The sequence below is a fragment of the Rhodococcus sp. IEGM 27 genome (assembly GCF_033142305.1).
GTDB lineage: Bacteria > Actinomycetota > Actinomycetes > Mycobacteriales > Mycobacteriaceae > Rhodococcus_F > Rhodococcus_F oxybenzonivorans.
In genome coordinates, this window is sequence record NZ_JAWLSG010000003.1 from 106,348 (window position 1) to 129,800 (window position 23,453).

Genomic DNA, 23,453 nt, shown 5'->3' on the forward strand with positions numbered 1-23,453 from the left:
CAATCGATACGGTCGGTAGCCGGTGATCGGCACGTCTACCGGCCGGGCGCACCCATGGGAGGCTACCCGCCGCCCGGGCCCCCTGCCGGTGGGTCACCTGCCGGCGGAGCGCTCGGAGCGGACTCCGCGTTCGCCGACTTCTCCGCGACACCGATCGTGATGGCGATCGTCATCACGTCGGCGGGTTCGCCCGTCACGGTCGCCAACTCGGCGTCCCAACCGTCACCGAAGACGTTGTCCGATTGCAGAGACACGTCCGACAAGTTGCTCACGCTCTTCGCGTACCCGGTGTCGTAGGCGAAGACTTTCTCGCACGCGTCCTGCGGTATCGCGATCTGCGAGGTCAACCACGGATCCTCTCCCGCCACCGCGGCTTCAAGGGAGTCGAACACTTCGAAATGGATATGTGGCCAGCGCCCCGAGTAGCAGGCCGGGAAGATGGACGTGAACGACACGGCTCCGGCCGAGTCGGCCACCTGGACGCCGCGCAGATAGTTCTGCTCGGTGATATCCCGGCCATAGAGGGAGTACTCACCGTCCCGGTCGCAATGCCATAGATAGACGGCCATGCCCGTACCCGCGGCACAGTCGTTCGCCAGGTTCTGCAGGGATAATTCGATAGTGGTCTCGACGCCCTCCGCGGTGCCCGAGTACGACCCGAAACTGCTGCGGATGTCCTGACGCACCACGCCCGACTCGATCAGAACGTTAGGCCCGTTGGAACCGTCACCCGGGTAGGGTCCGGCCGTTTCCTGCGGCGCCGCTGCCACGCAGTTGCCGTCGGTGGCGACGGCCGACGACGCTGCCTCTTCGCTCGACGCGGACGCCGCGGTGGTGGTCCATCCGGCGGACGAACACGCGGCGAGTGCAGACGCGCCCGCCGCTCCGAACACGAACAAGGCGCGGCGGCGCGACAGCATCGCCTTCAGGTCGTGGGTGAGCCCGCGGTCGTGTTCGTGCGCGTCCGCGGAGTGATGGCGTGCGTTGTCGGTCATGAGTCCTCCATAGCTGCTTCCGGTTGAGGTCCATGCAAACAGCGGCACGTGCAGACAACCTGGAGACGAGCTGTGAGAATGCTGTATGTGTTTTCGGCCCGCGCAGCGGCCCTGACCGTCGTCATTCGAAGGTCACTTCGGTTCCCCTGATGGTCGGCGCGCCGACGAGCGTCGTCCAGCTCGGCACGTCTTCCGGCGCAATTCCCCCGGCCTCGCCGTAGACGACATCCAACGTGTCCTGTTCCATCTTCGAACCCGCGTAACTGGCGGGCGCGATCTCGGCTCCCCATCCCGGAACCTGATCGGGGACGCCGGCGGGCGCGGGAAAGTACTCGATGCTCGGGGGGCCGGGATTCCGCGTGGGCACCTGGTACGAGCCGTCGTTGAACGATCCGCCCGGGTACTGCGGAAACTTGCCGCCGGGCGCCGTGACGTCGTCGTAGCAGGCGGGTCCGCGGTTGTCGAGCAGGCGCGGCTCGTCCTGGTTGGGCAGGTAGCGGCCCTTCGGGTTGATGAACTGAACAGTCCCTCGACCGCCGGGATTGGGATCGTCCAGCGCGAGTAGCTCACGGGCGATCGGTGCAGCCTCCACGAAATCCGCCAAGGTGCAACCGAAGCTGGGCGAGTAGCGGCCGAGGAGTTGCAGTGCTTCACGGGAATCGGCAGCGATCAGGACGATGTTCTGGGCGTTGGTGTGCAGGAGGTCCGCGGTCGACGAACTCGTTCCGGTGAGCGTCGCGAGAAGCCGTGAGATAACACCTTGTTTTTCGACGACCGTGTTCCCCGTGGTGCGCAGGTTGTCGAGCGCGTTGACCAGGTCCGGTGCCGCCTCCGAATATGTTTGCGAGAAGTCTGCGATACCCCGCAGGTCTTCCTGAATCGCAGGAAGTTCCGTGTTGAGTCCGGCGAAGATCTCCTCGAGCCGGTCGAGCGTCAGACCGAGTTCGGCGCCGCGTCCACTGAGTCCCTGCGACAGTGCGCCGAGCGTGTTCGCCAGGTCCTGCGGCGGGATCGCCTGCAGCAGCGGCAGCAAGCCGTCGAGGACCTCGCCGATCTCGACGGCATTTCCACTCTTGTCTTGCTCGAGAACGTCACCAGCCTGGATCGGCGGAGCCGTGTCCCCCTCCGGCACGATCAGCGACACGTACCGTTCGCCGAACAGGGTTTTGGGTAGCAATCGCGCCGTCGCGTTGGACGGAATGAGCTCGGCCTTGTCCGGCTGAATGGCCAGATCCAAGGTGACCTCACCCTCCTTGGTGGAGGCCGACCGCACCTCTCCGACGATCAGGCCACGCACCTTGACGTCCGCATTGGGCGGGAGCGCATTTCCGACGGTGTCGGTGACAAGCCCAATCTTGACCACCTTCGTGAACGTCTTGTCGAACATGCCGATCGTGACGGCCAGGAACAGAGCCAGGACAAGGAAGAACACCAGCCCCAGTACACGGCGGCCCACGACCGATGTCGTGTTTCTCATTTCGACAACCCTCACGATCGCCGTCGGTGGTCGACGGCGGAGACTGTGTCAGCAGTGCCCATGCCGTGATCTATCGTGCCTCGTCGCGGGCGGGTCTGGTGCCGCATCGGAGCAGTTACCGGAAATACCTGACTGCGGACGATCCTCCCTTTGCGCCCATACGCCCGTATCGGAGCGATACCCTTGACCGGGGAGACTCGGCGGAAGGACACAAAGTGGGGCGACAACGAAACAAGGCCACAGCGCGCGTAGCCGCTGTGTGACGGCCTCGGGCGGCACTCCGAGCTACCGATGTACGAGCCGACCGATCTGGTCGAATCAGCTGAACGAACCCGCACAGCGCTTGCCACCGTGGTGGCACAATTTTCGGAGGCTTGGGGGTCCGGGTCCCCACCTGACCTGTCCGCCTACTTACCCCGCGAACCGGCCGAGCGGCGATCGATACTGATCGAATTGATCAAGATCGACCTCGAATACCGCTGGATTCGGCACGACTTCCCCAAACGACTGACCGACTACCGCGCAGAGTTCGCAGAGCTGCAAGATGGTCCGCTGCCTGCCGAGCTGGTCTACGAGGAGTTCCACGCCCTCCGCCGAAGTTCGCACGGAGTCGACGCGGCCACCATGGCCACCGAAGCCGCCACCATGGCGGGGAACCCGGAGCTCGACGAGTACACGAGTGACTACCGCAGCACGATGATCGCTCGTCCACGGGCACAAGTTGTTCTCGGCAACATCGACGTCGGCGACCGTGTCGACGACTTCGACCTCCTGATGAGGATCGGGGCAGGCGCCTTCGCGCAGGTGTATCTCGCTCGGCAGCAGTCGATGCAGCGACTGGTTGCGGTCAAGATTTCCCACAACCACGGGATCGAGCCGCAGACCCTCGCCCAGTTGGATCACGAATACATCGTTCGAATCTTCGACCAGCGGCTCATTGCGGACGGCGAATTGAAGCTCCTCTACATGCAGTATCTCCCGGGGGGAACGCTGCTCGACGTCGTGCATCTACTACGCGCGACTCCTCCGGAGCACCGTAGTGGTCAACTGCTGCTCGATGCCGTCGACGGGGTCCTTGCCGCCAAGGGCGAGGTTCGGCCCAGCGAATCCGCCGTTCGCGCCAGGGCCGCCTCACTGACGTGGCCGGAAACAGTTGCCTGGTTGGGCCGCCGACTCGCGGACGCGCTTCAGCACGCATCGGAACGAGGGGTGTTGCATCGAGACATCAAACCCGCGAACGTGCTGCTGAGCGCCGAGGGAACTCCGAAGTTGGCCGACTTCAACGTCAGTTCCAGCAAACGCATCAAGGGCACAAGTCCGCTGGCGTACTTCGGCGGGTCATTGGCGTACATGTCGCCCGAACAGCTCGAAGCCTGCCATCCGGGCTCGCCCGCGACCGCCGCGGACCTCGACACACGAAGCGACATCTTCGCGCTCGCCGTGATGTTGTGGGAGCTGCTCACTGGGCGCCGCCCCTTCGCGGACGCGACGTCCGCCGGCGAGTCGGAGACGTCCCTCGCCCGCATGCTGGAACTGCGGCGCAGGCCGATCGAGTCGAAGTTCCTGTCGGAGCTTCCGCCGGACTGCCCCATGGCGCTGCGCAGAGTGCTGCTGAAGTGTCTGTCGCCCGATCGTGAGGACCGCTACCCGTGCGGTTCGGAATTGGCGCAGCAGCTCGACCTGTGCCTCGAGCAGAGGTCCCGCGACCTGGTCTATCCGCCCCCGAACAGTTGGAGGGCACGCCTCTCGCGATCGCCCACTCCCGTCCTGTGGTCGTCTTCGCTGGTCGGGATCGGCCTGGCGACGATCTATCTGGCTGTGCACCTCCAGGAACTGCTCGACGATCGCCTGTCCGATGCCACCTATTCGAAGCTCTACACGAGCACTGTGGTTTTCAACCTCTGTGCCTGGCCGCTGGCCGTCCTCATCTACGCATACATGTCACGCGATTTGCTCGCGGTTCCTCGTGGGTTGCGCAAGGGCAGACGCTACGACGAGGCCGTCCTCGCGCGAGTGCGGTCGCGAACACTGGTCTGGGGGGACCTGTGTGCGCTGAACACGTTCGTGTTCGCCATCTGCGCATCGGTGGCGGGGGTGATGTTTCTTCGCTGGTTCACCGACCTTCCGGCCCGGCTGATGGTTCATGCGGCGACGACTGTTCTGGTGTCGGGCACCATCTCCGTTGCCTACACCTTCTTTCTGTCGACGTTCTACGTCGTCCGCTGTGTTTATCCCATCTATCTGCGCCACGGCGTCACGACCGCCCACGACGCCGTCGTGCTACACGGGCTGCGTCGAAGAACCACTGTCTATCTGGCGGTGACGGCATCGGTGCCACTCGTCGGGGTGCTGGCCGGATTCAGCACCCTCGAACCCGCGGAGCTTCCGCTCGTGCGCGATTCGGTCCTCGGTTTGTGCGCGGCCTCCGGGCTGGCATTCGTCGCGGTGTACTGGTTGTACAGGAAGCTCGATGCCGACGTGCGCGCGCTGGAGCGGGTGGTCTAGCGCATCAGCCGCGGCCGTGGACTATCGGTCCCGCCCGTGCCACGGTGGAAGAACAACGATTTCTCTCAGAAAGCGCAGCGCCATGGAAAATACAGCCGAATCCGGTCCCGCCTCCTCGGAGTGCCCCGACTGCCACGCCCTCACCGCCGACCTCGAGGCACACAAGCACTGGCACTCCCGACTCGTCCACGACATCGCCACCGCCGTCGACAAAGACATCGACAGGCGAACACACACTTCGTAATCCGAGGTAACCGTTCTCGGCGACACCGAACGGATCCCATGAGTGGGATTGTGCATTCCGCCCAATCCGACTCATGGCGGGTGCTAACTTAGCCTTGCCTTGTTCCGCTACGGTGCCCTGAGGAGGACCTTATGGAACGGATGCCTCGCACGTTCATGACCCTTGCTGCCGTCGGCGCAGTGACGCTCGCTTCTGCCTGCGGTGACAGCGGCACCGACTCGGCCGATGCGACGGCTGGTCCGAGCGCCTCAGCCGCAGCGGAGGCCGTGCCGGCCGGCGTCGCAGAGCAGTACGAGACCCTCGAGGAAGAGATCGCCGCCGAGGGTGGTGAGACGGAGTCCGGGGCGTGGCGGGTGGCGTACATCGTCGAGCCGGCCGAGCCGTGGTACGAGGCGGACGGGCCCGGTCAGCGCTTCCGTGAGCCGGCGCCCGGAGAAACGCACCACATCGAGATCATCCCGTTCGAGGCAGCAACCGGGCGGATCGTGCCGAATGTGCCGATCACCCTGGAGGTGGTGGCCGCCGACGGTCGAGTGGTGGAGGCGAAGCCGCTGAACTTCTACTACAGCACCTTCTACCACTATGCCAACAACTTCTCGGTGCCGGATCCGGGGCGCTACACCCTGCGCGCCGCGCTCGGTGTGCCGACGTTCTTCCGGCACGCCGAAGCCGGAGAGGCCCCACCGTTGGCGGAGGGTGTGACCGTAGAATTCCCCGATGTTGAACTAGTGCAGGAGAACTGAGCAATTTCAATGCACTCGCTCGACTCGTCGTACGAACTGGGTGATCAGCTGAGCTGGCACTGGCAACAGCAGTTGCGCACCAGGCTGGCGGGACTGAGTGACGACGAGTACTTCTGGGAGCCGGTACCCGACTGCTGGAGTGTGCGCCCGCGCGGCACTTCGCACGCGCCCGTGCAGGCCGGCAGCGGAGCCTTCACGATCGAATTCGCCATTCCTGCACCGGATCCGCCACCGGTCACGACCATCGCGTGGCGTCTCGGGCACATTATCGTCGGCGTCTTCGGGGCCCGTATCAGCAGTCATTTCGGTGGTCGTCCGGTCGACTACCAGAGCTTCGACTACGCCGGTACGGCTGCTGAGGCCCTCGACCAACTCGACGAGATGTATGCCTTGTGGGTGCGAGGAGTCGCGAGCCTGACAGATGATGCCCTTGCCCGTCCCTGCGGTCCCAGTGAGGGGCCGTTCGCGGATCGTTCGATGGCGGCCCTCGTGTTGCACGTGAACCGGGAAGTCATCCATCACGGCGCGGAGATCGCCTTGCTCCGCGATCTGTACCTGCGTAAGTCGGCGCTCACGTCCGACGCGGAGGCGGAAGACAGGCCGTGATGCGGTGTTCGTCAGCTGCTAGCGTGGAAGGCCGCGACGTGCTGAGGGGGATCCTGTGCCGAGTCCTACTGTGGTCGAGGTCGAACAGAATGTGTTCTGTGCGACCGGTACCGACGTCAATTGGGTCCTGTTGCGGGAGGGCACGGACCTGACGCTGATCGACGCGGGTTACCCCGCCGACATTCCTGCCGTGGAAGAATCCATTCGTTCCATCGGTCGCCGGCCGGAGGATGTTCGCGCAATCCTCCTGACACACGCGCACATCGATCACATCGGAGCGATCAACCACTTCCGCGACAAGTACGGAACACCCGTGTACATGTCCGCGGTGGAGACATCACACGCCAAGCGGGAGTACCTCGAACAGGCCGGTGAGATGGACGTCGTCAAGAACATCTGGCGGCCGGGAATGTTGCGGTGGTCCCTGCGCATCGCCCGGGCGGGCGCGACACGTCACGTCACCGTGCCCCACGCCGCCGAGTTCCCCGCCGCGGGTCCTCTCGACCTTCCCGGCACCCCGTTACCGGTGGCGACCACCGGCCACACGTCCGGGCACACGTCGTACTACCTACCGTCCGTCGGCGCGGTGGTGACCGGGGACTGCCTCGTGACGGGGCACCCCACTTCCCGCACAGTGGGTCCGCAGCTGCTGCTCCCGATGTTCCATCACTCCGAGGAGGAGGTCCTGGCATCGCTCGACGCCCTGGCCACCCTCGACGCCGATCTGCTCATTCCGGGTCACGGCCGAACACAGCGCACCCCGATCCGCGACGCCGTCGCGACGGTTCGCGAGCGAGCCGCCGGGAAGAACGGTTCCGCCCACACCTGAACGAACTTCCATCCGGGTCAGGCGATGAACCGTCCGAGCCGGCCGGCCTGTTCCTGCAGCGACGGGACGTGCCTCAGCATCAGGTGGTGGTGATCGACGTGCCCGGACAGCGCGATGCTCGCTATGAGGGCGCCCGTGTCGGATCGGATGGGCACGGCGACGCAGGCCGACGCGTCGCGGAGTTCGCCGAGTTGGGTGGCGAAACCCTGGCTCCGGATCAGGTCCAGACTCGCGAGCAGTTCGCTCCTCGCGACGATCGTACGGGCCGTCAGCGCCCGTGGCTCCCAACGGGGAATCACGGATTCGAGTTCCGACTTCTCCGCGAGAAGGAGCTTGCCGACCGCGCACGCGTAAAGGTGCTGGTTGAGAAACGACTCGTCCTCCGGCGGCGGGTATTCGGGGTCGGCGTCGGCCGTGCGGACGGCGACGTTGGTGTAGAAGAACAGGTGGACCCCGAAGCGTACCGACAGTCGCAGTTCGGCGAGAATCTCACGCGCCGCCGCACATACGGTGGGCACGACGGCCGCGTCGACGAGGATCCCGACCTTCTGTCCGAGCGCGAACCCGGACAGGTCGGGGAGCCGCACCACATAACCTTCGCCCACGAGGATGTTGAGCAGTCGGTACGTCGTCGCCGACGGCATCGACAGGCGGGCGGCGATGTCCTTCGCTGTGACACCCGAGCCGGCCCGGGCCACCTCCTCGAGCACCCGCAGTGCGCTGGTGACGGCCTTCGGCTGACGCCCCGACAGGGTTCTGTCGTCGGCACTCATCGGCGGACCTCCCACGGTCGGTACCGCCCCAGCAGGTCTTCGGCCACGGCCTCGTCGTACACACCCATCCGTTCTTCGATTCCGGGGGACCGACGCGCGCGGATCGCGAAGACCGCGGCGCCGACAAGCATCAGAAACAGGTAGACGGCGGTCGCCGCGCCCGCGACATATGTCCGCGAGAACGCCGCCCACCCGACCAGTGCGACCATCGCGGTCGCCGTCAGCACGCCGATGATCACCGGAAGTCGAGTCAGTTCGCCGATCCGCCGGAGGAACGCCGGCGTCGCGACACACAGCAGGACGTACGCGAGGACGTAGCCGTGGGCGGACACGGCGAGGAGTCCGATCAGGACGTCGCGGCTCGAACCGCTGATGAACAGGTAGAAGACGGGCACTGCGACGACGACCGGCATCGTGGCCGTCAACGCCACATGCGGAGTATGGAACCGGTGGTGCGTCCGGCCGAACACGTTCGGAACCACCCCTTCGCGGCCCATCGCGAACAGGGTTCGCGACAGCGCCGTCGTCGAACCGAGGACGCACGCGAACCACGAGGCGGTAATACCGAGTTCCATGACGATCGACAGCGTCGACGAACCTGCGCCCGACGTGTCGGGCAACGTGAGGACGATCGGCAGCGAGTCGACTCCCTGCCGCACCGGCTCCGGCAACTGCAGGGCGGCCGCGAACACGTACAAAACACCCAGGGCGATCGGGGTCCACCGGATGGCGCGGGGGACGGCGACGAACGGGTTGCGGGCTTCCCGCGCCACCGTGCCCGCGCTCTCGAATCCGACGAACGACGTGATCGCGAGCAGTAAGGCGAACCCGACCGCGGAACCTGATTTCGCGCCGCCCGCGGACGGGGTCGCGCCCTCGCGGACCGATTGCACGAACGCGACCACCAACGCGGCGGAGGCGGCCACGATCGCGAAGACCTCGATGGCGAGCATGATCCGCGCCGACAATTGCACGCCCCGGACCATGAGGAGAAGGGCGAGCAGTCCGACGATCGCCGCGAGGACCGCGATGAGGGGCGATCCCGCAGGAAGCCCGACTCGGCCGAGTAGCGCGGCGAGGTAACTCGCGGCACCGAGCGTGCTCGCCATGGCCGCGGCCGCGTAACCGACGAGCAGCGACCAGCCTCCGCCGAAACCGGGCACCGCCCCGAGTCCCTTCACGATGTAGCTGTAGAGACCACTGACGGCCACCATCCGGGTGGCGAACTGTCCCATGCAGTAGCCGACCGCCGTCATCAGAATCGCCGCCGCGACGAACACCGCAATGGTCGCCCGGCCCGCGTCGGGTATGACGAGAGCAGGCAGCGTGACCATCACGGCCGACGGTGCGACCGCGGAAACGGACTGCCCGAGCACCTGGACGAAACTCAGACGCGCCCGCTCGAGACCGGCGACCGGTGATCTACTTCTGATTCTCGGTGTACCGGACACCATGCACCTGCTCTCCACACTTTCCGGCCTGCCCCGAGCGAATGATCAACCCGGGGCTGCATGAGTGCACGCTAGCGCAGGAGACGAGCGCGATGCTCCGATCGGAATTAATTTTCGATCACCTCGAATGAGAATGGCCGGAGAATGTGCTCCCGATTCCGGGGGCCGCGTCGGCACATACCGTGGATCAGCTGCACCGACCCGAAAAGCCGGAATGAGAATCGGCGCCGCGGTGGCCGGAAAAGTCGAATGAGAATGCCGCAGTCGCTGATTCCCATCCGGATTTAGTAGTGACTGGCGACACATTCGGAGCTTATCGTGGGTTCAGGCCGCAGCACGACGAAGCGATAACTTCCGCCAAAAGTGTTCTGCAGAAGCCGGATTCATTCACAGATTCATTAACTCCATCGAAGAGGACATGATGACTGCAGTCGTTCACACCCCCGCCGGACTCGACCCCCGAGTCGTCGACTTCGTTTCGTCACCGAAGCGCATGTTCGTCGACGGCCGATGGGTGGACTCGGCGTCGGGCGGGACGTTCGAGACGGTCGATCCCGCCACCGGACAGGTGATCACGACCGTGCCGCACGCCGGAATCGAAGACGTGGACCGGGCGGTAGCGGCGGCCCGGCGGGCCTTCGAGTCCGGGCCGTGGCGCTCGCTCACCCCCGCGGAACGTCAGCGGATCCTCTGGAAGATCGGCGAGGGGATTCTGGCCCGGGCCGATCAGTTCGCGCAGCTCGAGTCGATCGACAACGGCAAGTCCGTGGCGGTGGCGAAGGCCGTCGACGTGACGTGGGCGGCGGAGATCTTCTTCTACTACGCCGGCTGGGCCACCAAGATCGAAGGCCGCACCATCCCGGTGTCGGTGCCGTGGGCGCCCGGAGCCCGATTCCACGCGTTCACCACCCGTGAACCGGTCGGTGTGTGCGCACAGATCATCCCGTGGAACTTCCCGCTGGTGATGGCCGCGTTTAAGGTGGCACCCGCGCTGACCTGCTCGAACACCATGATCCTCAAGCCTGCCGAACAGACACCGCTCACCGCGCTGCTCCTCGCCGAGGTGATCGCCGAGGCCGGCGTCCCCGACGGCGTGTTCAACGTGCTCACCGGTTTCGGCGACATCGGCGCGGCGCTGTCGAGTCACGACGACGTCGACAAGGTCGCGTTCACCGGTTCGACCGAGGTCGGAAAGAAGATCGTCAATGCCGCGTCGGGGAACCTGAAGAAGGTGTCCCTCGAACTCGGTGGCAAGAGCCCGCAGGTGATCTTCTCCGACGCCGACCTCGAGGCTGCGATCCCGGGCGTGGCCAGCGGGTTCCTGTTCAACCACGGCCAGGCCTGCACGGCCGGAACACGTCTGCTCGTCGAAGATCGAATCTTCGACGAATTCACTTCCGGTGTAGCCGATTTCGCGAAGTCCCAGAAGATCGGACCCGGACTCGACCCCACCAACGACATCGGCCCACTGATCTCCGAGGAGCAGTTGGGCAAGGTCACCGGATACATCGACGCCGGACTCGCCGACGGTGCCCGCGCGCTCTCCGGCGGGCAACGGCACGGCGACACCGGCTTCTACGTGGAGCCCACCCTGCTGGTCGACGTGAACCGGAACTTCAGCGTGTACCAGGAGGAAATCTTCGGCCCCGTCGCGGTGGCGGTGCCGTTCAATCGGGAGGAAGGCGTCCGCGCGGCCGCCAACGACACCCCCTACGGCCTTGCCGCCAGCGTATGGACCCGGGACGTGTCCCGCGCCCACGACGTGGCCGCCGAAATCAAGGCGGGCACGGTGTGGGTGAACTGCCACAACGCGTTCGACACGGCGCTTCCGTTCGGCGGCTACAAGCAGTCCGGGTGGGGACGCGAACTCGGTGAAGGCGCCATCGCCGAATACACCCAGAGCAAGTCCGTCAATATCGCACTCTAGATTCCTCGACCCGACCCGAATGAGAATCATCATGCGTGCGTTCTCATTTGCTGTCGACGGACTGTGACGCTTCGGCAACTGCGCCGACAACCCGCAGTCGCATGCTCGTCCCAGAGCTCACCGCGGAGCGTCCACGCAGACCCTCTCCTCGTGAAAGTCGAAGGAATCCATGACAACCAACGCCCCCACGCACTCGAGTGCGGTCAGTGACGGCACCCCTCGCAGACTGGCAGGCACCCTCGGTCCGGGTGCCATCGTGTTCATGGTCGTCGCAGCGGCGGCCCCGTTGACCGTGATCGCCGGAACCGTCCCTCTGGGCATCGCAGCGGGCAACGGCGCCGCCTATCCCGCGTCCTACATCGTCTGCACGGTGGTATTGCTGTTCTTCGCCGTCGGATTCACGGCGATGGCCAAGCACCTCCCCGGCGCCGGCGCGTTCTACACCTACATCACCCACGGCCTGGGCCGGCATGCCGGTCTCGGCTCCGCGTTCCTCGCGCTATTGTCCTACACCGCAGTCCAGGGCGCGGTGTACGGATACATCGGAGCCGCTGTCAACGATTTCGTCACCGCTCACGGCGGCCCCGCGCTTCCGTGGTACGTGTGGGCCCTGGCCGTGACGGCCGTGGTCGCCATCCTCGGATACCGGCACATCGACCTGTCCGGCAAGGTGCTCGGCGTCCTGCTCGTCTGCGAGGTCGGAATCGTCCTCGTCATCGACGCCGCCGTCATCGTCCGGGGCGGCGGTGACGAGGGATTCTCGACGGCGGCGTTCCACCCCGCCGAGTTCTTCTCCGGAGCACCCGGCATCGCACTGATCTTCGCCATCGCCGGGTACATCGGCTTCGAGGCCACCGCCGTCTTCCGGGACGAGGCCCGCGACCCGGGCCGCACCATTCCCCGGGCCACCTACCTGGCGTTGCTGGTGATCGGCGGCTTCTACGCACTGTCGAGTTGGGCGATGGTCAGCGCGTGGGGCGACGAGGGTGCCGTGGCCATCTCGACCGAGAATCCGGAGGGGATGATCACCGAGACCGCCACCCGCTACGTGGGCGCGATCGCCGGCGACCTGGTCCAGATCTTCCTGATCACGAGCCTGTTCGCCGCCCTGCTGTCCTTCCACAACGTGCTCTCCCGGTACATCTTCTCCCTCGGGAACAGTGCGGCCCTGCCGGCGGGATGCGGCCGCTCGCACGTCAAGCACGCGTCGCCGTACATCGCGTCGGTCGTGCAGACCGCGTCCGCTCTCGTCCTGATCGTCGCGTCCGCCGTTGCCGGACTCGACCCGGTGACCGAGGTGTTCGCGTGGTTCGCCGGTGTGTCCTCGGTCGGCATCGTCGCACTGATGACCCTGACCTCCGTGGCCGTCCTCGTCTACTTCGGCCGGACCCGCGTGGACCGGCGGGTGTGGAACACCGTGATCGCACCACTGCTCGGGCTCGTCGGCCTGGCCGGGCTTCTGATCATGACCGTCGCCAACCTTCCCCTTCTCGTCGGCGGGTCGGGCACTCTCGCCGCCGTCATCGGGGTCCTGCTCATAGGAACCTTCGCCGGCGGAGCGGCCGTCGCCGTGTTCCGACCCCACGCCGCACGCCATGACACCGCTCTACCGCAGCACGACACGAACGACACCATCATCGACAAGGAGATCGCACGATGAGTACCGCCACCACCGAGACCCCGGCCACCGTCGGTTCCGCCGCCCCGGACCATCCGCTCACCCCGTTGTCGGCGGACGAGATCCGTTCGGCGAAAGCACTCCTCACCGACGAGGGACTGATCGGCGAGAACGTGCGCTTCGTCTTCGTCGCGCTCGCCGAGCCGCACAAGTCGACGGTCCTCGCATTCACGCCCGGCGACCCGATCGAGCGACGCGCCCGGATCCTGCTGCTCGATCGCTCCACCGGCATCGGCACCGACCTCGTCGTGTCGGTGACGGAGAACCGCGTGATCAGCAGGGCCACCGTCGATTCCGCCACCGACGGCCACGTGCCGATCCTCGACGAGGAGTTCGAGGACATCGAGGCGTTCCTGCTCGGCAGCACCGACTGGCTCGCGGCGATGGCGAAGCGCGGCATCGAACCGTTGAAGGTCCGGGCCGTTCCCTTGTCGGCCGGCGTGTTCGGTCACGAGGACGAGGTCGGGCACCGCATCGTCCGCGTCCTCGCCTTCCACCAGGAGGACAAGGCGGACCTGCCGTGGGCGCACCCCATCGACGGAGTCGTAGCCTACGTCGATCTCACCGAGCACCGTGTCGTCAAGGTGGTCGACGAGATCGAGCTTCCCGTCCCCGCCGAACGCGGCGAATGGAACGCCGAACCGCACGCCACACCGACCCGCACCGACCTCAAACCCATCGAGATCACTCAGCCCGAAGGAGCCAGCTTCTCCGTCGACGGCAACGAGATCACCTGGGCCGACTGGAAGTTCCGCTTCGGTTTCGACGTGCGCGAAGGTCTGACGCTGCACCAGCTCTCGTTCGACGACGGGGGAGTCGAACGCCCCGTGATCTATCGCGCCTCGATCGCCGAGATGGTGGTTCCCTACGCCGATCCGTCCCCGGTCCGGTACTGGCAGAACTACTTCGACCAGGGCGAGTACCTGTTCGGCCGGTACACCAACTCGCTCGAACTCGGCTGCGACTGCCTCGGCGAGATCCAGTACTTCGACGTCACGATCGCCGACGAGTCCGGTGACCCGCGCGTCATGAAGAACGCGATCTGCCTCCACGAGGAGGATTACGGCGTCCTGTGGAAGCACACGGACATGTTCAACGGCATGACCGAGACCCGCCGCTCGCGCCGCCTCGTCATCTCGTTCTTCCTCACCATCGGCAACTACGACTACGGCTTCTACTGGTACCTCTACCTCGACGGCACGATCGAACTCGAGGCGAAGGCCACCGGAATCGTCTTCACGTCCGCCTACCGCGGCGCCGAGGGATTCTCCACCCAGATGGCACCCGGGCTCGGCGCACCGTTCCACCAGCACCTCTTCTCCGCGAGGCTCGACATGGCCGTCGACGGCAACGTGAATACCGTCGAGGAAGTGGACGCCGTGCCCGTCCCGATGGGACCGGAGAGCCCGTGGGGCAATGCCTTCCGCTGTCAGAAGACCAAGCTGACCACCGAATCGGAGGGGCAACGCACCGCCGACAACCTCAAGGCCCGGGTCTGGCACATCACCAATCCCACCAAGCAGAACCGGTTGGGACAGGACGTCGGGTACGCGCTGCACCCCGAGGGTCAGCCGGTGCTCCTGGCGGACCCGTCCAGTTCGATCGCCTCCCGCGCCGCGTTCGCGACCAAGCACCTGTGGGTCACGCAATACGACGAGTCCGAGCGCTATCCCGCAGGCGACTTCGTCAACCAGCACCCCGGCCAGGCCGGTCTGCCGACGTTCGTGGCGGGCAACCGGGACATCGAGGGCGAAGACCTGGTGCTGTGGCACACGTTCGGGCTGACGCACTTCCCCCGGCCCGAGGACTGGCCGGTCATGCCGGTCGACTACGCCGGGTTCAAGCTTAAGCCGGTCGGCTTCTTCGACCGCAACCCGGCGCTGAACGTGCCGGCGAGTACGTCGAAGCATTGCTGTGAAGGCTGAGCTGTGATCATGGCTGCCGCGCTGACGACCGCCCGCCCCGCCGATTTCTGGTGGCGGCGGGTGGCCGTGGTGCTTGCGCTGTTTTCTTCAGGGCTGCATATCGCTTCACTCGGCGACCATCGGGCGTCACCACTGATGGTGTTGCTTACGGTTGGCATGCTCCTCGGATGCCTCCACTGCGCCCGACACTTGTGGATGGGAGATAACTCCCGCGACTGGGGATGGGTCGCGATCATGAGCGTCGGCATGATCACCCTGCATACAGTGGACTTCGGTCCGTCCGTGAGCGGCCACCACGGCCACACGACCCGTGCCGCGAACCCGACGGCGGTCGGGCATGCACTGTCCCTGTCCATGGCAGCAGCTCTTCTCACCGCAGCACTCGAAGCGGTCATTGCTCTGTCCATGGTCTTCTATCGCACGCGGAACACAGACCCGTTGGCACCGAACTGGGACTGATCTTCCTCAGACCGCCGGGCGGTGCATTCTCCACACCTCGAGTGCGTCGTCGAGCACGACATGGTCGGCGACCCTGAAGTTGTGACGTTCGTACAGTGGCAGGTTCCGGTGTGTCGAGGTATCGAGCCAACATGCCGCGTTGCGTCGGTCGAGTTCGGCCAGTCCGACTGTGAGAAGCTCACTTCCCAGTCCTCGGCCTCGCGCTGCGCGGGAAACTCCGGCGGTCGCCAAGCACCAGGCGTTGTCCGGAACGTCCATCGCTGACAAGCGTTGTTCCGCTTCGGCGGCGTGCTCGAAACGATCCCCATGGAGTTCGACGATCTTCGCTACAAGCGATTCTTCCGGCTCGGGCAGGTCCGGCGGGATGAACGCTACGACACCGTTGTGCTCTTCGTCGATGTACGCGAGCGAACTTTGATGTCGGTGGCCTCCTCCCCCACACCATTACCGACCACGGTGCCGCGCCTCGGAGCCCGGCGCCGATCTCCCGCAGCATCCGGATCAACGGATCGTTCGAGGCATCGAAGTTCTGCTTGTGCGTGCGTGCTGCGGTGTAGAACTCGTCGCCGATCACCGCACCAGCTCGACGGCTCGCCGGCGGCCTTCGAAGGCGACGTTGACAGCTCGCCGGCAGCTTTGTCCGTCGAGGCAACACGACGGGATCGAGCTCACTGCAATCTGGCCAGCACGGTCCGCAGACACAATCCGCTGGCAATGGGAAACGCAGCCGCTGCCAGCCACGGAATTCCTGCACCCCAACCGGTCTCGGGGACAGCGTCGATCAACGACCCGAGCGCGGCCGAGCCGATGAGTACACCGATGCCACCGAGTGACGCCATGAATCCGAAATAGGCACCCAGTCTCCGCTCGGCAGCCAAGCGGGGCACCAAATCGCGTGCCTGCGGCATCGCGATCATTTGCCCGAGCGCCAGCAGCAGCACGAAGACCGCCACGGGGATCAGACCGATGACACCGCTCAGTCGAAGCGGAGCGGTTGCCGCGAGGACGAGGAACGACACCGCCATCACTGCGAACCCGATCGGCAAGACGACGCGAGGGGAACGCTTCTGAACCCTGCGGGTGATCGGCAACTGCGCCGTCACGACGAAGACCGCCGAAAGTGCGAAGAACCAGCCCAGCACCGTTTGCGATCCCCATACCCGTTCGACTTCGAGAGGGAGCAGGAGGTACAGCTGGTTGTAGGCGACCAGTTGGGTGCTCACGGCGATCGCGAACAACACAAACAGTTTGTTGTGCACCACGTCTGTCCACCCCCCGTGCCATGGCTCGTCTTGGTGCTCACCCCGTTCGTTCGGAAGCCATTTCAGGTGCGCGGCGATGATGACGACGAAGATGACCGCAGCGACGAGACAGGCGATGCGGAAATCGGCCAGCAGCAACACCGATCCGACGAGTGGACCGGTGAAAGAGCCAATTTGATTACATACCGAGAGAAGGGCGAATGTCTCGACCCGGCGCGGACCACCGCGACGCTCGCTCTTGCCGGCCTCGATGGCGACCGCGGACTCGACTGCGGGAGAAAACAATGCGGCCGCAAATCCGACCAGGACCGTCGCCACCAGCACTCCGGTCAGAGAATCAACGACCGCCAAGCCGAGGAATCCCAGGACGCGCAGTACACAGCCGACGAGGACGACGGGTTTGATACCGAACCTGTCGGCGAGGGTGCCGCCGACGAAGAACAGTCCCTGCTGTGAGAATGTGCGAACACCGAGTACGACGCCGACCAGTGCCGCACCGAGACCCAGGTTGCTGGTCAGGTGCACCGACAGGTAGGGCAAGACCATGAAGAAGCCGACGTTGAACGTCAACTGAGTGAGGACGAGCAGCCTGACGGTAGGCGTCGCTCGACGGAGGTCGTTGAAGAACGACCACCGCCAGCGCGTCCGCCGTCCATCAGCACCCGCGGTCACGTCACCGCGATCGTCGACCCGCATCACAACACCCCAGGTCCTCAGTGCGTGGGAACGGGAATCGCCCCCGGCTCGAACAGAATGGACAGTCGTCCCTTCGCCTCGTCGACGAGAACCTCGGCCCGGACGTTGTACACCTGGGCGATCAACTCGGACGTCAAGACCGCGGTGGGCGTTCCCCCAGCGACAACCTTCCCGTCTTTCAACACGATCACCGCGTCACAGAACATGGCGGCGAGGTTGAGGTCGTGCAGGGCGATCACACTGGTGACCGGCAGCCGGGTGACGAGTGCCAGCAGCTCGAGTTGGTGGTGGATGTCGAGGTGATTTGTCGGCTCGTCCAGCAGCAACTCCCGCGGTTCCTGCGCCAGCGCACGGGCGATCTGCACCCGCTGCTTCTCCCCGCCGGACAGCGTGTGCCACAGCCGGTCCGCCTTCGACGTCAGGCCGGTGTGTGCGAGCGCGGCCGCCACCGCAGCATCGTCGGCGGTCGGGTTGCCGCCAAAGGTTCCACGGTGCGGGATACGTCCGAGTCGCACGACGTCGCGGACCGTGATGTCGACGTCGGTGTCGGCGTGCTGGCTCACCACCGCCACGGCGCGCGCAATCTCCTTGCGCCGCACGGTGGCGACGTCTTCCCCGCCGAGGGTCACGACACCGGCGGTCGGGCGGACGACACCGTTCAGCAGGCGCAGAAGGGAGGACTTCCCGGAGCCGTTCGGCCCGAGCAGGCCCACGGTCTCACCCTGCGACGGCGTCACCGTGACACCGTCGACGACCAGTGCGCCGCCACGGTTCCAGGTGACGGTCTCTGCACACAGGGTCACTGCGCTCTCCTCCGACGGGACAAGATGACGATGAACGCGGGAACACCGACTAGGGCGGTGCCGACACCCACCGGCAACGGGGTAGGCGCGAACGCGACGCGGGAGACGGCGTCCACCCACACCATGAAGACGGCGCCGATCAGCGCCGTCGCGGGGATCAGCCTGCTGTGCCGCGGCCCCACCAGGAACCGCGCCGCATGCGGAAGTACCAGCCCGACGAACCCGATCGCGCCGGCGACGCTGACCAGGGTCGCGGTGATGATCGCCGTGACTACCAGCAGTAGGAGACGGACCTTCACGACAGAGATGCCGAGGGAGGCCGCCACATCGTCACCGAAGGAGAAGGCGTCGAGGACGTACGCGAAGTACAGACACACCGCCGTCCCGCAGAACACGACCACCGCGCACAGCGTGACGTCGTCCCAGCGGACACCCTCGAGGGATCCGAGCAGCCAGAACATCACACCGCGGGTTTCGTCGGAATCCGCGAACGCGAAGATGACGAACGATGTCAACGCGGAGAACAGTTGGGTACTCGCGACTCCCGCGAGGATGATGCGGTCATTGTTGCCACCGGACAGACGGGCAAGGAGAAGCACCAGGCCGAACGCGACCAGCGACCCGATGAACGCGCCGCCGGACAAGCCGAGCGCCGCCCCACCGATCCCGAGCACACCCACGATCACGGCACCGGTCGACGCGCCCGACGAGATTCCCAGCACGAACGGGTCCGCGAGCGGATTCCGCAGCAGCGACTGCATGATCACACCGCACAGGCCGAGGCCGGCGCCACACGCAGCGGCCACCAACGCGCGGGGTAGACGTTCCTCCCACACGATCGCGTTCTTCGACAGCCGCACCGGGATGTCCGCGAGTCCGAGGTGGTTGAGTAGGACGTCGCGGACGTTGACCTGTGAAACGTTCGCCGGGCCCAAGGTGACGGCGACGAGAATCGACAGTGCGAGCGCGAGGATCCCGCCGCCCAGAATCAACGACCCGACGACCCACCGTCGCCGCCGAACCGGTTCGGCGGCAGCGGTATCGGCGCGTCCGAGAGTGGTGGTCAGGACGGGACCTTCAGGTCGCGAAGGCCAGCGGCGACCTTCTCGAGGCCGTCGACGGCACGAAGGGACGGGTTCATCTCCGCGCCGTGCAGTGCGATGTACCGCCGGTTGCGCACCGCGTCGAGATTCCGGGTCACGGGATCGGATTCGAGGAAGGAAATCTTGTCCGCCAGTAGGTCTCCGGGGAAGCGGTTCCGCAGAAGGTCACCGAGGACGAGGACGTCCGGGTTGCGTTCCACGACCGTCTCCCAACCGACGGCAGGCCAATCGTCGGTCAGATCCGAGAACACGTTGGTGGCCCCGACCGTGGTGGCGAGCAGGCTCGCCGAGCCCAGACCACCCGCGACGTAGGGGCTCTTGGTGTCGGCGAACCAGAACGCCATCGACACATTCGACTTCTCGAGGCCGGCGACGGCCGCGGCCTCGCGGCCCTGCAGTTCGTCGACGAGTTTGGTGCCCCGCTCGTTCACGTCGAACACGGCCGCGATCTCACGGATTTCCTGATAGAGCGCATCCATCTTCAGGGGTGTGGTGCGCTTGCCGCCGCCGTTGATGCTCACCCCGTTCTCGCAGTCGGTGGGCGAGAGGTACGACTCGACTCCGGTCTCCTCGAACCGGGCGCGCTCCGCGACACCCCCCTGCTTGAAGTGACGGCCGAACGAGGCGGTGACGAAGTCCGGATCGGCGTCGAGAACGACCTCGTACGTCGGTGCGTTGTCCGCCAGCCTGGGGACCGATGCGTTGGCTTCGGCGAGGTTCTCGCGGACCGGATCCGTCCACGACGCGGTACCCACCATCCGGTCGGCGAGGCCGAGCGACAGCATGATCTCGGTCGAGCCCTGGTCCAGCGACACCACCCGCTGCGGCGGCGCGTCGACGGTGGCTGTCTTGCCGCAGTTATCGAGGACGAGCGGATAATTCGTACTACCTTCCCCGGTCGCGGCGGAGCTGGTGTCGTCGACCGCCTCGGATTGTCCACACGCGACCAGCGCACTGGCCAGTACTGCGGTGACGGCCACGAGACCGATTCGGCCCACGGAAATCTTCACGATCGTCATAACTCTCTGCTCGTCCAGGATCAATACTCCGCCCGAGCGTCGATCGAAGCGACAGCGATCAGCAGGTTCGCACGAGGAAGAACGTGAAAGATATCATGTAACCCTAACCTAAGTACCATCAAGGTTCACCTGGAGGGAAAGTCACAGCATCCGGGGTCGAACTGTCACTGACAGTCACCATTGAACAACTAGCTTCTCGGTGGCGTGTCCTGGCCGATTCTCGATGGCGTGTCCTATCAGATTCTCATGGTCTCGTCCCCGTACTTCGGCTGCGGTACCGAGTGACTGACTCATGCCGCTGCAATGCACAGACTCTCGGTTCGGCCAGCACCCAAGGAATGGAGCAGCCCTATCGCAAACTCGCTCGTAGGCCACCAGGAGAGCCGGCATCACGAGGTCGGACAGCTCGAAATCCCCGATGTCCATTCCGATCGCCAGCACCAACAGAACAAGCAACACGATCGCGCCGGTACGGGAGGATCTGAGCTGGCGCTGCCTCCACCCCAGCAGGGTGTTCCACACCTGCGGTTCGGCGTCCGGCGGAAGTGCTGCACATTTGAGAGCCCGAGTGACCGTCGGCCGGAGTCACTTTCACCCGCGGCGAAATAGTCCCGCGAACACGGCCGCGGATGCGATCAGTGCAAGAAAGCCCCATATTAGCGGCGGGGACGGGTCGACGGCGAACACCAGAAGGCCAAGGGCGGCAGTCACCAGGACGCCCTTCGCGTCCCGCAACAGACGGCCGCACACGGACCAATTCAATCAGGGCGTCCTGCACGGCATCGGCGAGCATGCTCGGCGTGAGGCTCCGGTTTCTTCAGGGCTGCATATCGCTTCACTCGGCGACCATCGGGCGTCACCACTGATGGTGTTGCTTACGGTTGGCATGCTCCTCGGATGCCTCCACTGCGCCCGACACTTGTGGATGGGAGATAACTCCCGCGACTGGGGATGGGTCGCGATCATGAGCGTCGGCATGATCACCCTGCATACAGTGGACTTCGGTCCGTCCGTGAGCGGCCACCACGGCCACACGACCCGTGCCGCGAACCCGACGGCGGTCGGGCATGCACTGTCCCTGTCCATGGCAGCAGCTCTTCTCACCGCAGCACTCGAAGCGGTCATTGCTCTGTCCATGGTCTTCTATCGCACGCGGAACACAGACCCGTTGGCACCGAACTGGGACTGATCTTCTTCAGACCGCCGGGCGGTGCATTCTCCACACCTCGAGTGCGTCGTCGAGCACGACATGGTCGGCGACCCTGAAGTTGTGACGTTCGTACAGTGGCAGGTTCCGGTGTGTCGAGGTATCGAGCCATCATGCTGCGTGGCGTCGGTCGAGTTCGGCCAGTCCGACTGTGAGAAGCTCACCGCCCAGTCGTCGGCCTCGCGCTGCGCGGGAAACTCCGGCGGTCGCCAAGCACCAGGCGTTGTCCGGAACGTCCATAGCTGACAAGCGTTGTTCCGCTTCGGCGGCGTGCTCGAAACGATCCCCATGGAGTTCGACGATCTTCGCTACAAGCGATTCTTCCGGCTCGGGCAGGTCCGGCGGGATGAACGCTACGACACCGTTGTGCTCTTCGTCGATGTACGCGAGACCGTGTGGCAGCGCCATGTGCCCGAGATACAGCCGTTGAAGCTCGGTCACACGTTGGTGGTGTGAGTCCGCGGCGATGCACCAGTTGGTCCATGGGTAGTCAGCGAAGGCGTCACCGAGGACGGTCGCGGCACGGTCGACGTCCGTCGTCGTCATCCGGCGAATGGAGGTTGGCATGACCGCACTACATCACGTTCGCTGAACCGGAGCCAGTGATTATCGGGCGGTGGAGACGCACGATCGACAATTGACAGGATTCTGTCATCATGACAGCATTCTGTCATGACTGAAACAGTGCACGTCGCCGTATACGACACCTTCGCCGACTGGGAGGTGGGCCACGCGATCGCCCACATCAACAAGCCCGCCTGGCACAAGCAGCCCGGTCGCTACGCCGTCAGTACGGTCGGGTCCACCCTGGATCCGATCACCACGATGGGCGGCATGCGCGTAGTTCCGGACACCACGTTGGACAAGATTCGGCCGCAGGACAGTGCAATTCTGATTCTGGCGGGCAACGACATCTGGCCCACCGAGCAGTTCGCTCCCTTCGCCGAGAAAGCTCGCGAATTCCTCGCCGCCGGGGTTCCGGTGGCGGCGATCTGCGGTGCAACAGGGGGCCTTGCGCTCGCCGGGTTGCTCGACGATCGCGAGCACACCAGCAACGCCGCCGAATTCCTCGAGGGAGTCGGATACGCCGGTGGAAGCCTTTACCGTGATGAGCCGGCCGTCACGGATCGCGATCTCATTACCGCTAGTGCCACTGCGCCGGTAGAGTTCGCGCGCGAAATCCTCGCTCGGCTCGATGTATTCGAGCCCAGCGTTCTCGCGTCCTGGTTCAAGCTCTACGGCCACCGCGATCCGGCCGGATTCTATGAACTCCTGGCCGTATGAGTGAGCGAGCCGAACAGGAACTGCTCAGCGGAGCAGCCCTCACCACGTTCCGGCTCAACGGTCAGTTTCTCGCTGTGGCCGAGGAATTGGCACGCCCGGCGGGGCTCACGGCCGCGTGGTGGCAGGTTCTCGGCGCCGTATTGACCCAGCCGCTGACTGTTGCCGGCGTCGCACGGGAAATGGGCATCACGCGCCAGAGTGTGCAAAGAATCGCCGACCTGCTCGTCGAGCGTGGACTCGCCGAGTATCAGCCGAATCCCGCTCATCGACGAGCCAAGCTCATCACCCCCACGCCGGCGGGGCGTGCAGCGGTGACCGGCATCGACCCCGCGCATGCTGCCTTCGCCGCTCGCCTGGCCGAGGCCATGGGACCCGAAAAGTTACGTGACGCGCTCGCAGCGATGCGCCGGCTTTCGGCCGTCCTCGACGATCTCGCCGACGGCCAGGAAGGTCCGTAATAAAGGTTC

At 65.2% G+C, this 23,453-nt stretch carries 22 protein-coding genes and 1 pseudogene; 12 read left to right on the plus strand and 11 right to left on the minus strand.

Annotated elements, in window-relative coordinates; genetic code table 11:
* Window positions 1-62: 62 nt before the first annotated feature.
* The gene (locus R4P95_RS11385) at window positions 63-995 is read right to left on the minus strand and encodes a dioxygenase (RefSeq protein ID WP_317744527.1); all 933 of its coding nucleotides are present in this window, start codon (window positions 993-995) and stop codon (window positions 63-65) included.
* Window positions 996-1,116: 121 nt separating this feature from the next.
* Complete coding sequence (locus R4P95_RS11390; protein ID WP_213575577.1) at window positions 1,117-2,472, minus strand: MCE family protein; 1,356 nt, start codon at window positions 2,470-2,472, stop codon at window positions 1,117-1,119.
* Window positions 2,473-2,763: 291 nt separating this feature from the next.
* Between R4P95_RS11390 and R4P95_RS11395 the strand changes: the two genes are divergently transcribed.
* The 5 genes from R4P95_RS11395 (at window position 2,764) to R4P95_RS11415 (ending at window position 7,399) form a co-directional block, all read left to right on the plus strand.
* Window positions 2,764-4,977, plus strand: a complete 2,214-nt coding sequence (locus R4P95_RS11395) for a serine/threonine-protein kinase (RefSeq protein WP_213575578.1) — start codon at window positions 2,764-2,766, stop codon at window positions 4,975-4,977.
* An 82-nt stretch (window positions 4,978-5,059) separates the two neighbouring features.
* On the plus strand, window positions 5,060-5,221 hold the full coding sequence (locus tag R4P95_RS11400) for a hypothetical protein (protein WP_201453392.1): 162 nt from the start codon (window positions 5,060-5,062) through the stop codon (window positions 5,219-5,221).
* Between the two features lie 131 nt (window positions 5,222-5,352).
* On the plus strand, window positions 5,353-5,964 hold the full coding sequence (locus tag R4P95_RS11405) for a hypothetical protein (RefSeq protein WP_213575579.1): 612 nt from the start codon (window positions 5,353-5,355) through the stop codon (window positions 5,962-5,964).
* A 9-nt stretch (window positions 5,965-5,973) separates the two neighbouring features.
* A complete protein-coding gene (locus tag R4P95_RS11410) occupies window positions 5,974-6,570 on the plus strand; it encodes a DinB family protein (RefSeq protein WP_317744526.1) in 597 nt (198 codons plus the stop codon).
* 55 nt (window positions 6,571-6,625) lie between these two features.
* A complete protein-coding gene (locus R4P95_RS11415; RefSeq protein ID WP_317744524.1) occupies window positions 6,626-7,399 on the plus strand; it encodes an MBL fold metallo-hydrolase in 774 nt (257 codons plus the stop codon).
* Between the two features lie 17 nt (window positions 7,400-7,416).
* Here R4P95_RS11415 and R4P95_RS11420 read toward each other — a convergent pair whose 3' ends face one another.
* Both R4P95_RS11420 and R4P95_RS11425 read right to left on the minus strand, forming a co-directional pair.
* Window positions 7,417-8,172 carry an IclR family transcriptional regulator gene (locus R4P95_RS11420; protein WP_317744521.1) on the minus strand — a complete coding sequence of 252 codons (756 nt, stop codon included), beginning with the start codon at window positions 8,170-8,172 and terminating at the stop codon, window positions 7,417-7,419.
* Window positions 8,169-9,626 carry an APC family permease gene (locus R4P95_RS11425; protein ID WP_317744519.1) on the minus strand — a complete coding sequence of 486 codons (1,458 nt, stop codon included), beginning with the start codon at window positions 9,624-9,626 and terminating at the stop codon, window positions 8,169-8,171. Before R4P95_RS11425 ends, R4P95_RS11420 begins: the two co-directional genes overlap by 4 nt.
* A 418-nt stretch (window positions 9,627-10,044) precedes the next feature.
* Here R4P95_RS11425 and R4P95_RS11430 point away from each other — a divergent pair, with 418 nt between their 5' ends.
* From R4P95_RS11430 to R4P95_RS11445, 4 genes are all read left to right on the plus strand, one after another.
* On the plus strand, window positions 10,045-11,550 hold the full coding sequence (locus R4P95_RS11430; protein ID WP_213577493.1) for an aldehyde dehydrogenase family protein: 1,506 nt from the start codon (window positions 10,045-10,047) through the stop codon (window positions 11,548-11,550).
* Between the two features lie 169 nt (window positions 11,551-11,719).
* Window positions 11,720-13,210: an APC family permease gene (locus R4P95_RS11435; RefSeq protein ID WP_317744517.1), complete on the plus strand. Its 1,491-nt coding sequence runs from the start codon at window positions 11,720-11,722 to the stop codon at window positions 13,208-13,210.
* Entirely contained in the window at window positions 13,207-15,153 is a 1,947-nt protein-coding gene (locus tag R4P95_RS11440) for a primary-amine oxidase (protein ID WP_317744516.1), read from the plus strand. Before R4P95_RS11435 ends, R4P95_RS11440 begins: the two co-directional genes overlap by 4 nt.
* 9 nt (window positions 15,154-15,162) lie before the next feature.
* Window positions 15,163-15,612, plus strand: a complete 450-nt coding sequence (locus R4P95_RS11445; RefSeq protein WP_317744515.1) for a hypothetical protein — start codon at window positions 15,163-15,165, stop codon at window positions 15,610-15,612.
* Between the two features lie 6 nt (window positions 15,613-15,618).
* Here R4P95_RS11445 and R4P95_RS11450 read toward each other — a convergent pair whose 3' ends face one another.
* From R4P95_RS11450 to R4P95_RS11475, 6 genes and pseudogenes are all read right to left on the minus strand, one after another.
* Window positions 15,619-15,870 carry a GNAT family N-acetyltransferase gene (locus R4P95_RS11450; RefSeq protein WP_317744514.1) on the minus strand — a complete coding sequence of 84 codons (252 nt, stop codon included), beginning with the start codon at window positions 15,868-15,870 and terminating at the stop codon, window positions 15,619-15,621.
* A 113-nt stretch (window positions 15,871-15,983) separates the two neighbouring features.
* Window positions 15,984-16,189: pseudogene (locus R4P95_RS11455) on the minus strand (Zn-dependent protease); the annotation flags it as partial.
* A 91-nt stretch (window positions 16,190-16,280) separates the two neighbouring features.
* The gene (locus R4P95_RS11460) at window positions 16,281-17,570 is read right to left on the minus strand and encodes an MFS transporter (RefSeq protein ID WP_317744513.1); all 1,290 of its coding nucleotides are present in this window, start codon (window positions 17,568-17,570) and stop codon (window positions 16,281-16,283) included.
* A gap of 17 nt (window positions 17,571-17,587) precedes the next feature.
* A complete protein-coding gene (locus tag R4P95_RS11465) occupies window positions 17,588-18,373 on the minus strand; it encodes an ABC transporter ATP-binding protein (protein WP_317744511.1) in 786 nt (261 codons plus the stop codon).
* Window positions 18,370-19,365, minus strand: coding sequence for a FecCD family ABC transporter permease (locus tag R4P95_RS11470; RefSeq protein ID WP_317744509.1), 996 nt, complete (start codon window positions 19,363-19,365; stop codon window positions 18,370-18,372). The genes R4P95_RS11465 and R4P95_RS11470 overlap by 4 nt, the downstream gene beginning before the upstream one ends.
* A gap of 71 nt (window positions 19,366-19,436) precedes the next feature.
* A complete protein-coding gene (locus R4P95_RS11475) occupies window positions 19,437-20,495 on the minus strand; it encodes an ABC transporter substrate-binding protein (RefSeq protein WP_317744507.1) in 1,059 nt (352 codons plus the stop codon).
* A gap of 925 nt (window positions 20,496-21,420) precedes the next feature.
* On the opposite strand from R4P95_RS11475, the gene R4P95_RS11480 reads away from it, so the two are divergent.
* A complete protein-coding gene (locus R4P95_RS11480; RefSeq protein WP_317744505.1) occupies window positions 21,421-21,684 on the plus strand; it encodes a hypothetical protein in 264 nt (87 codons plus the stop codon).
* Between the two features lie 129 nt (window positions 21,685-21,813).
* Here R4P95_RS11480 and R4P95_RS11485 read toward each other — a convergent pair whose 3' ends face one another.
* Window positions 21,814-22,269, minus strand: coding sequence for an N-acetyltransferase (locus R4P95_RS11485; protein ID WP_317744503.1), 456 nt, complete (start codon window positions 22,267-22,269; stop codon window positions 21,814-21,816).
* Between the two features lie 105 nt (window positions 22,270-22,374).
* Here R4P95_RS11485 and R4P95_RS11490 point away from each other — a divergent pair, with 105 nt between their 5' ends.
* Together R4P95_RS11490 and R4P95_RS11495 are read left to right on the plus strand one after the other, a co-directional pair.
* Window positions 22,375-22,986, plus strand: coding sequence for a type 1 glutamine amidotransferase family protein (locus tag R4P95_RS11490; RefSeq protein ID WP_213575587.1), 612 nt, complete (start codon window positions 22,375-22,377; stop codon window positions 22,984-22,986).
* Entirely contained in the window at window positions 22,983-23,444 is a 462-nt protein-coding gene (locus R4P95_RS11495) for a MarR family winged helix-turn-helix transcriptional regulator (protein WP_213575588.1), read from the plus strand. The genes R4P95_RS11490 and R4P95_RS11495 overlap by 4 nt, the downstream gene beginning before the upstream one ends.
* Window positions 23,445-23,453: the final 9 nt, after the last annotated feature.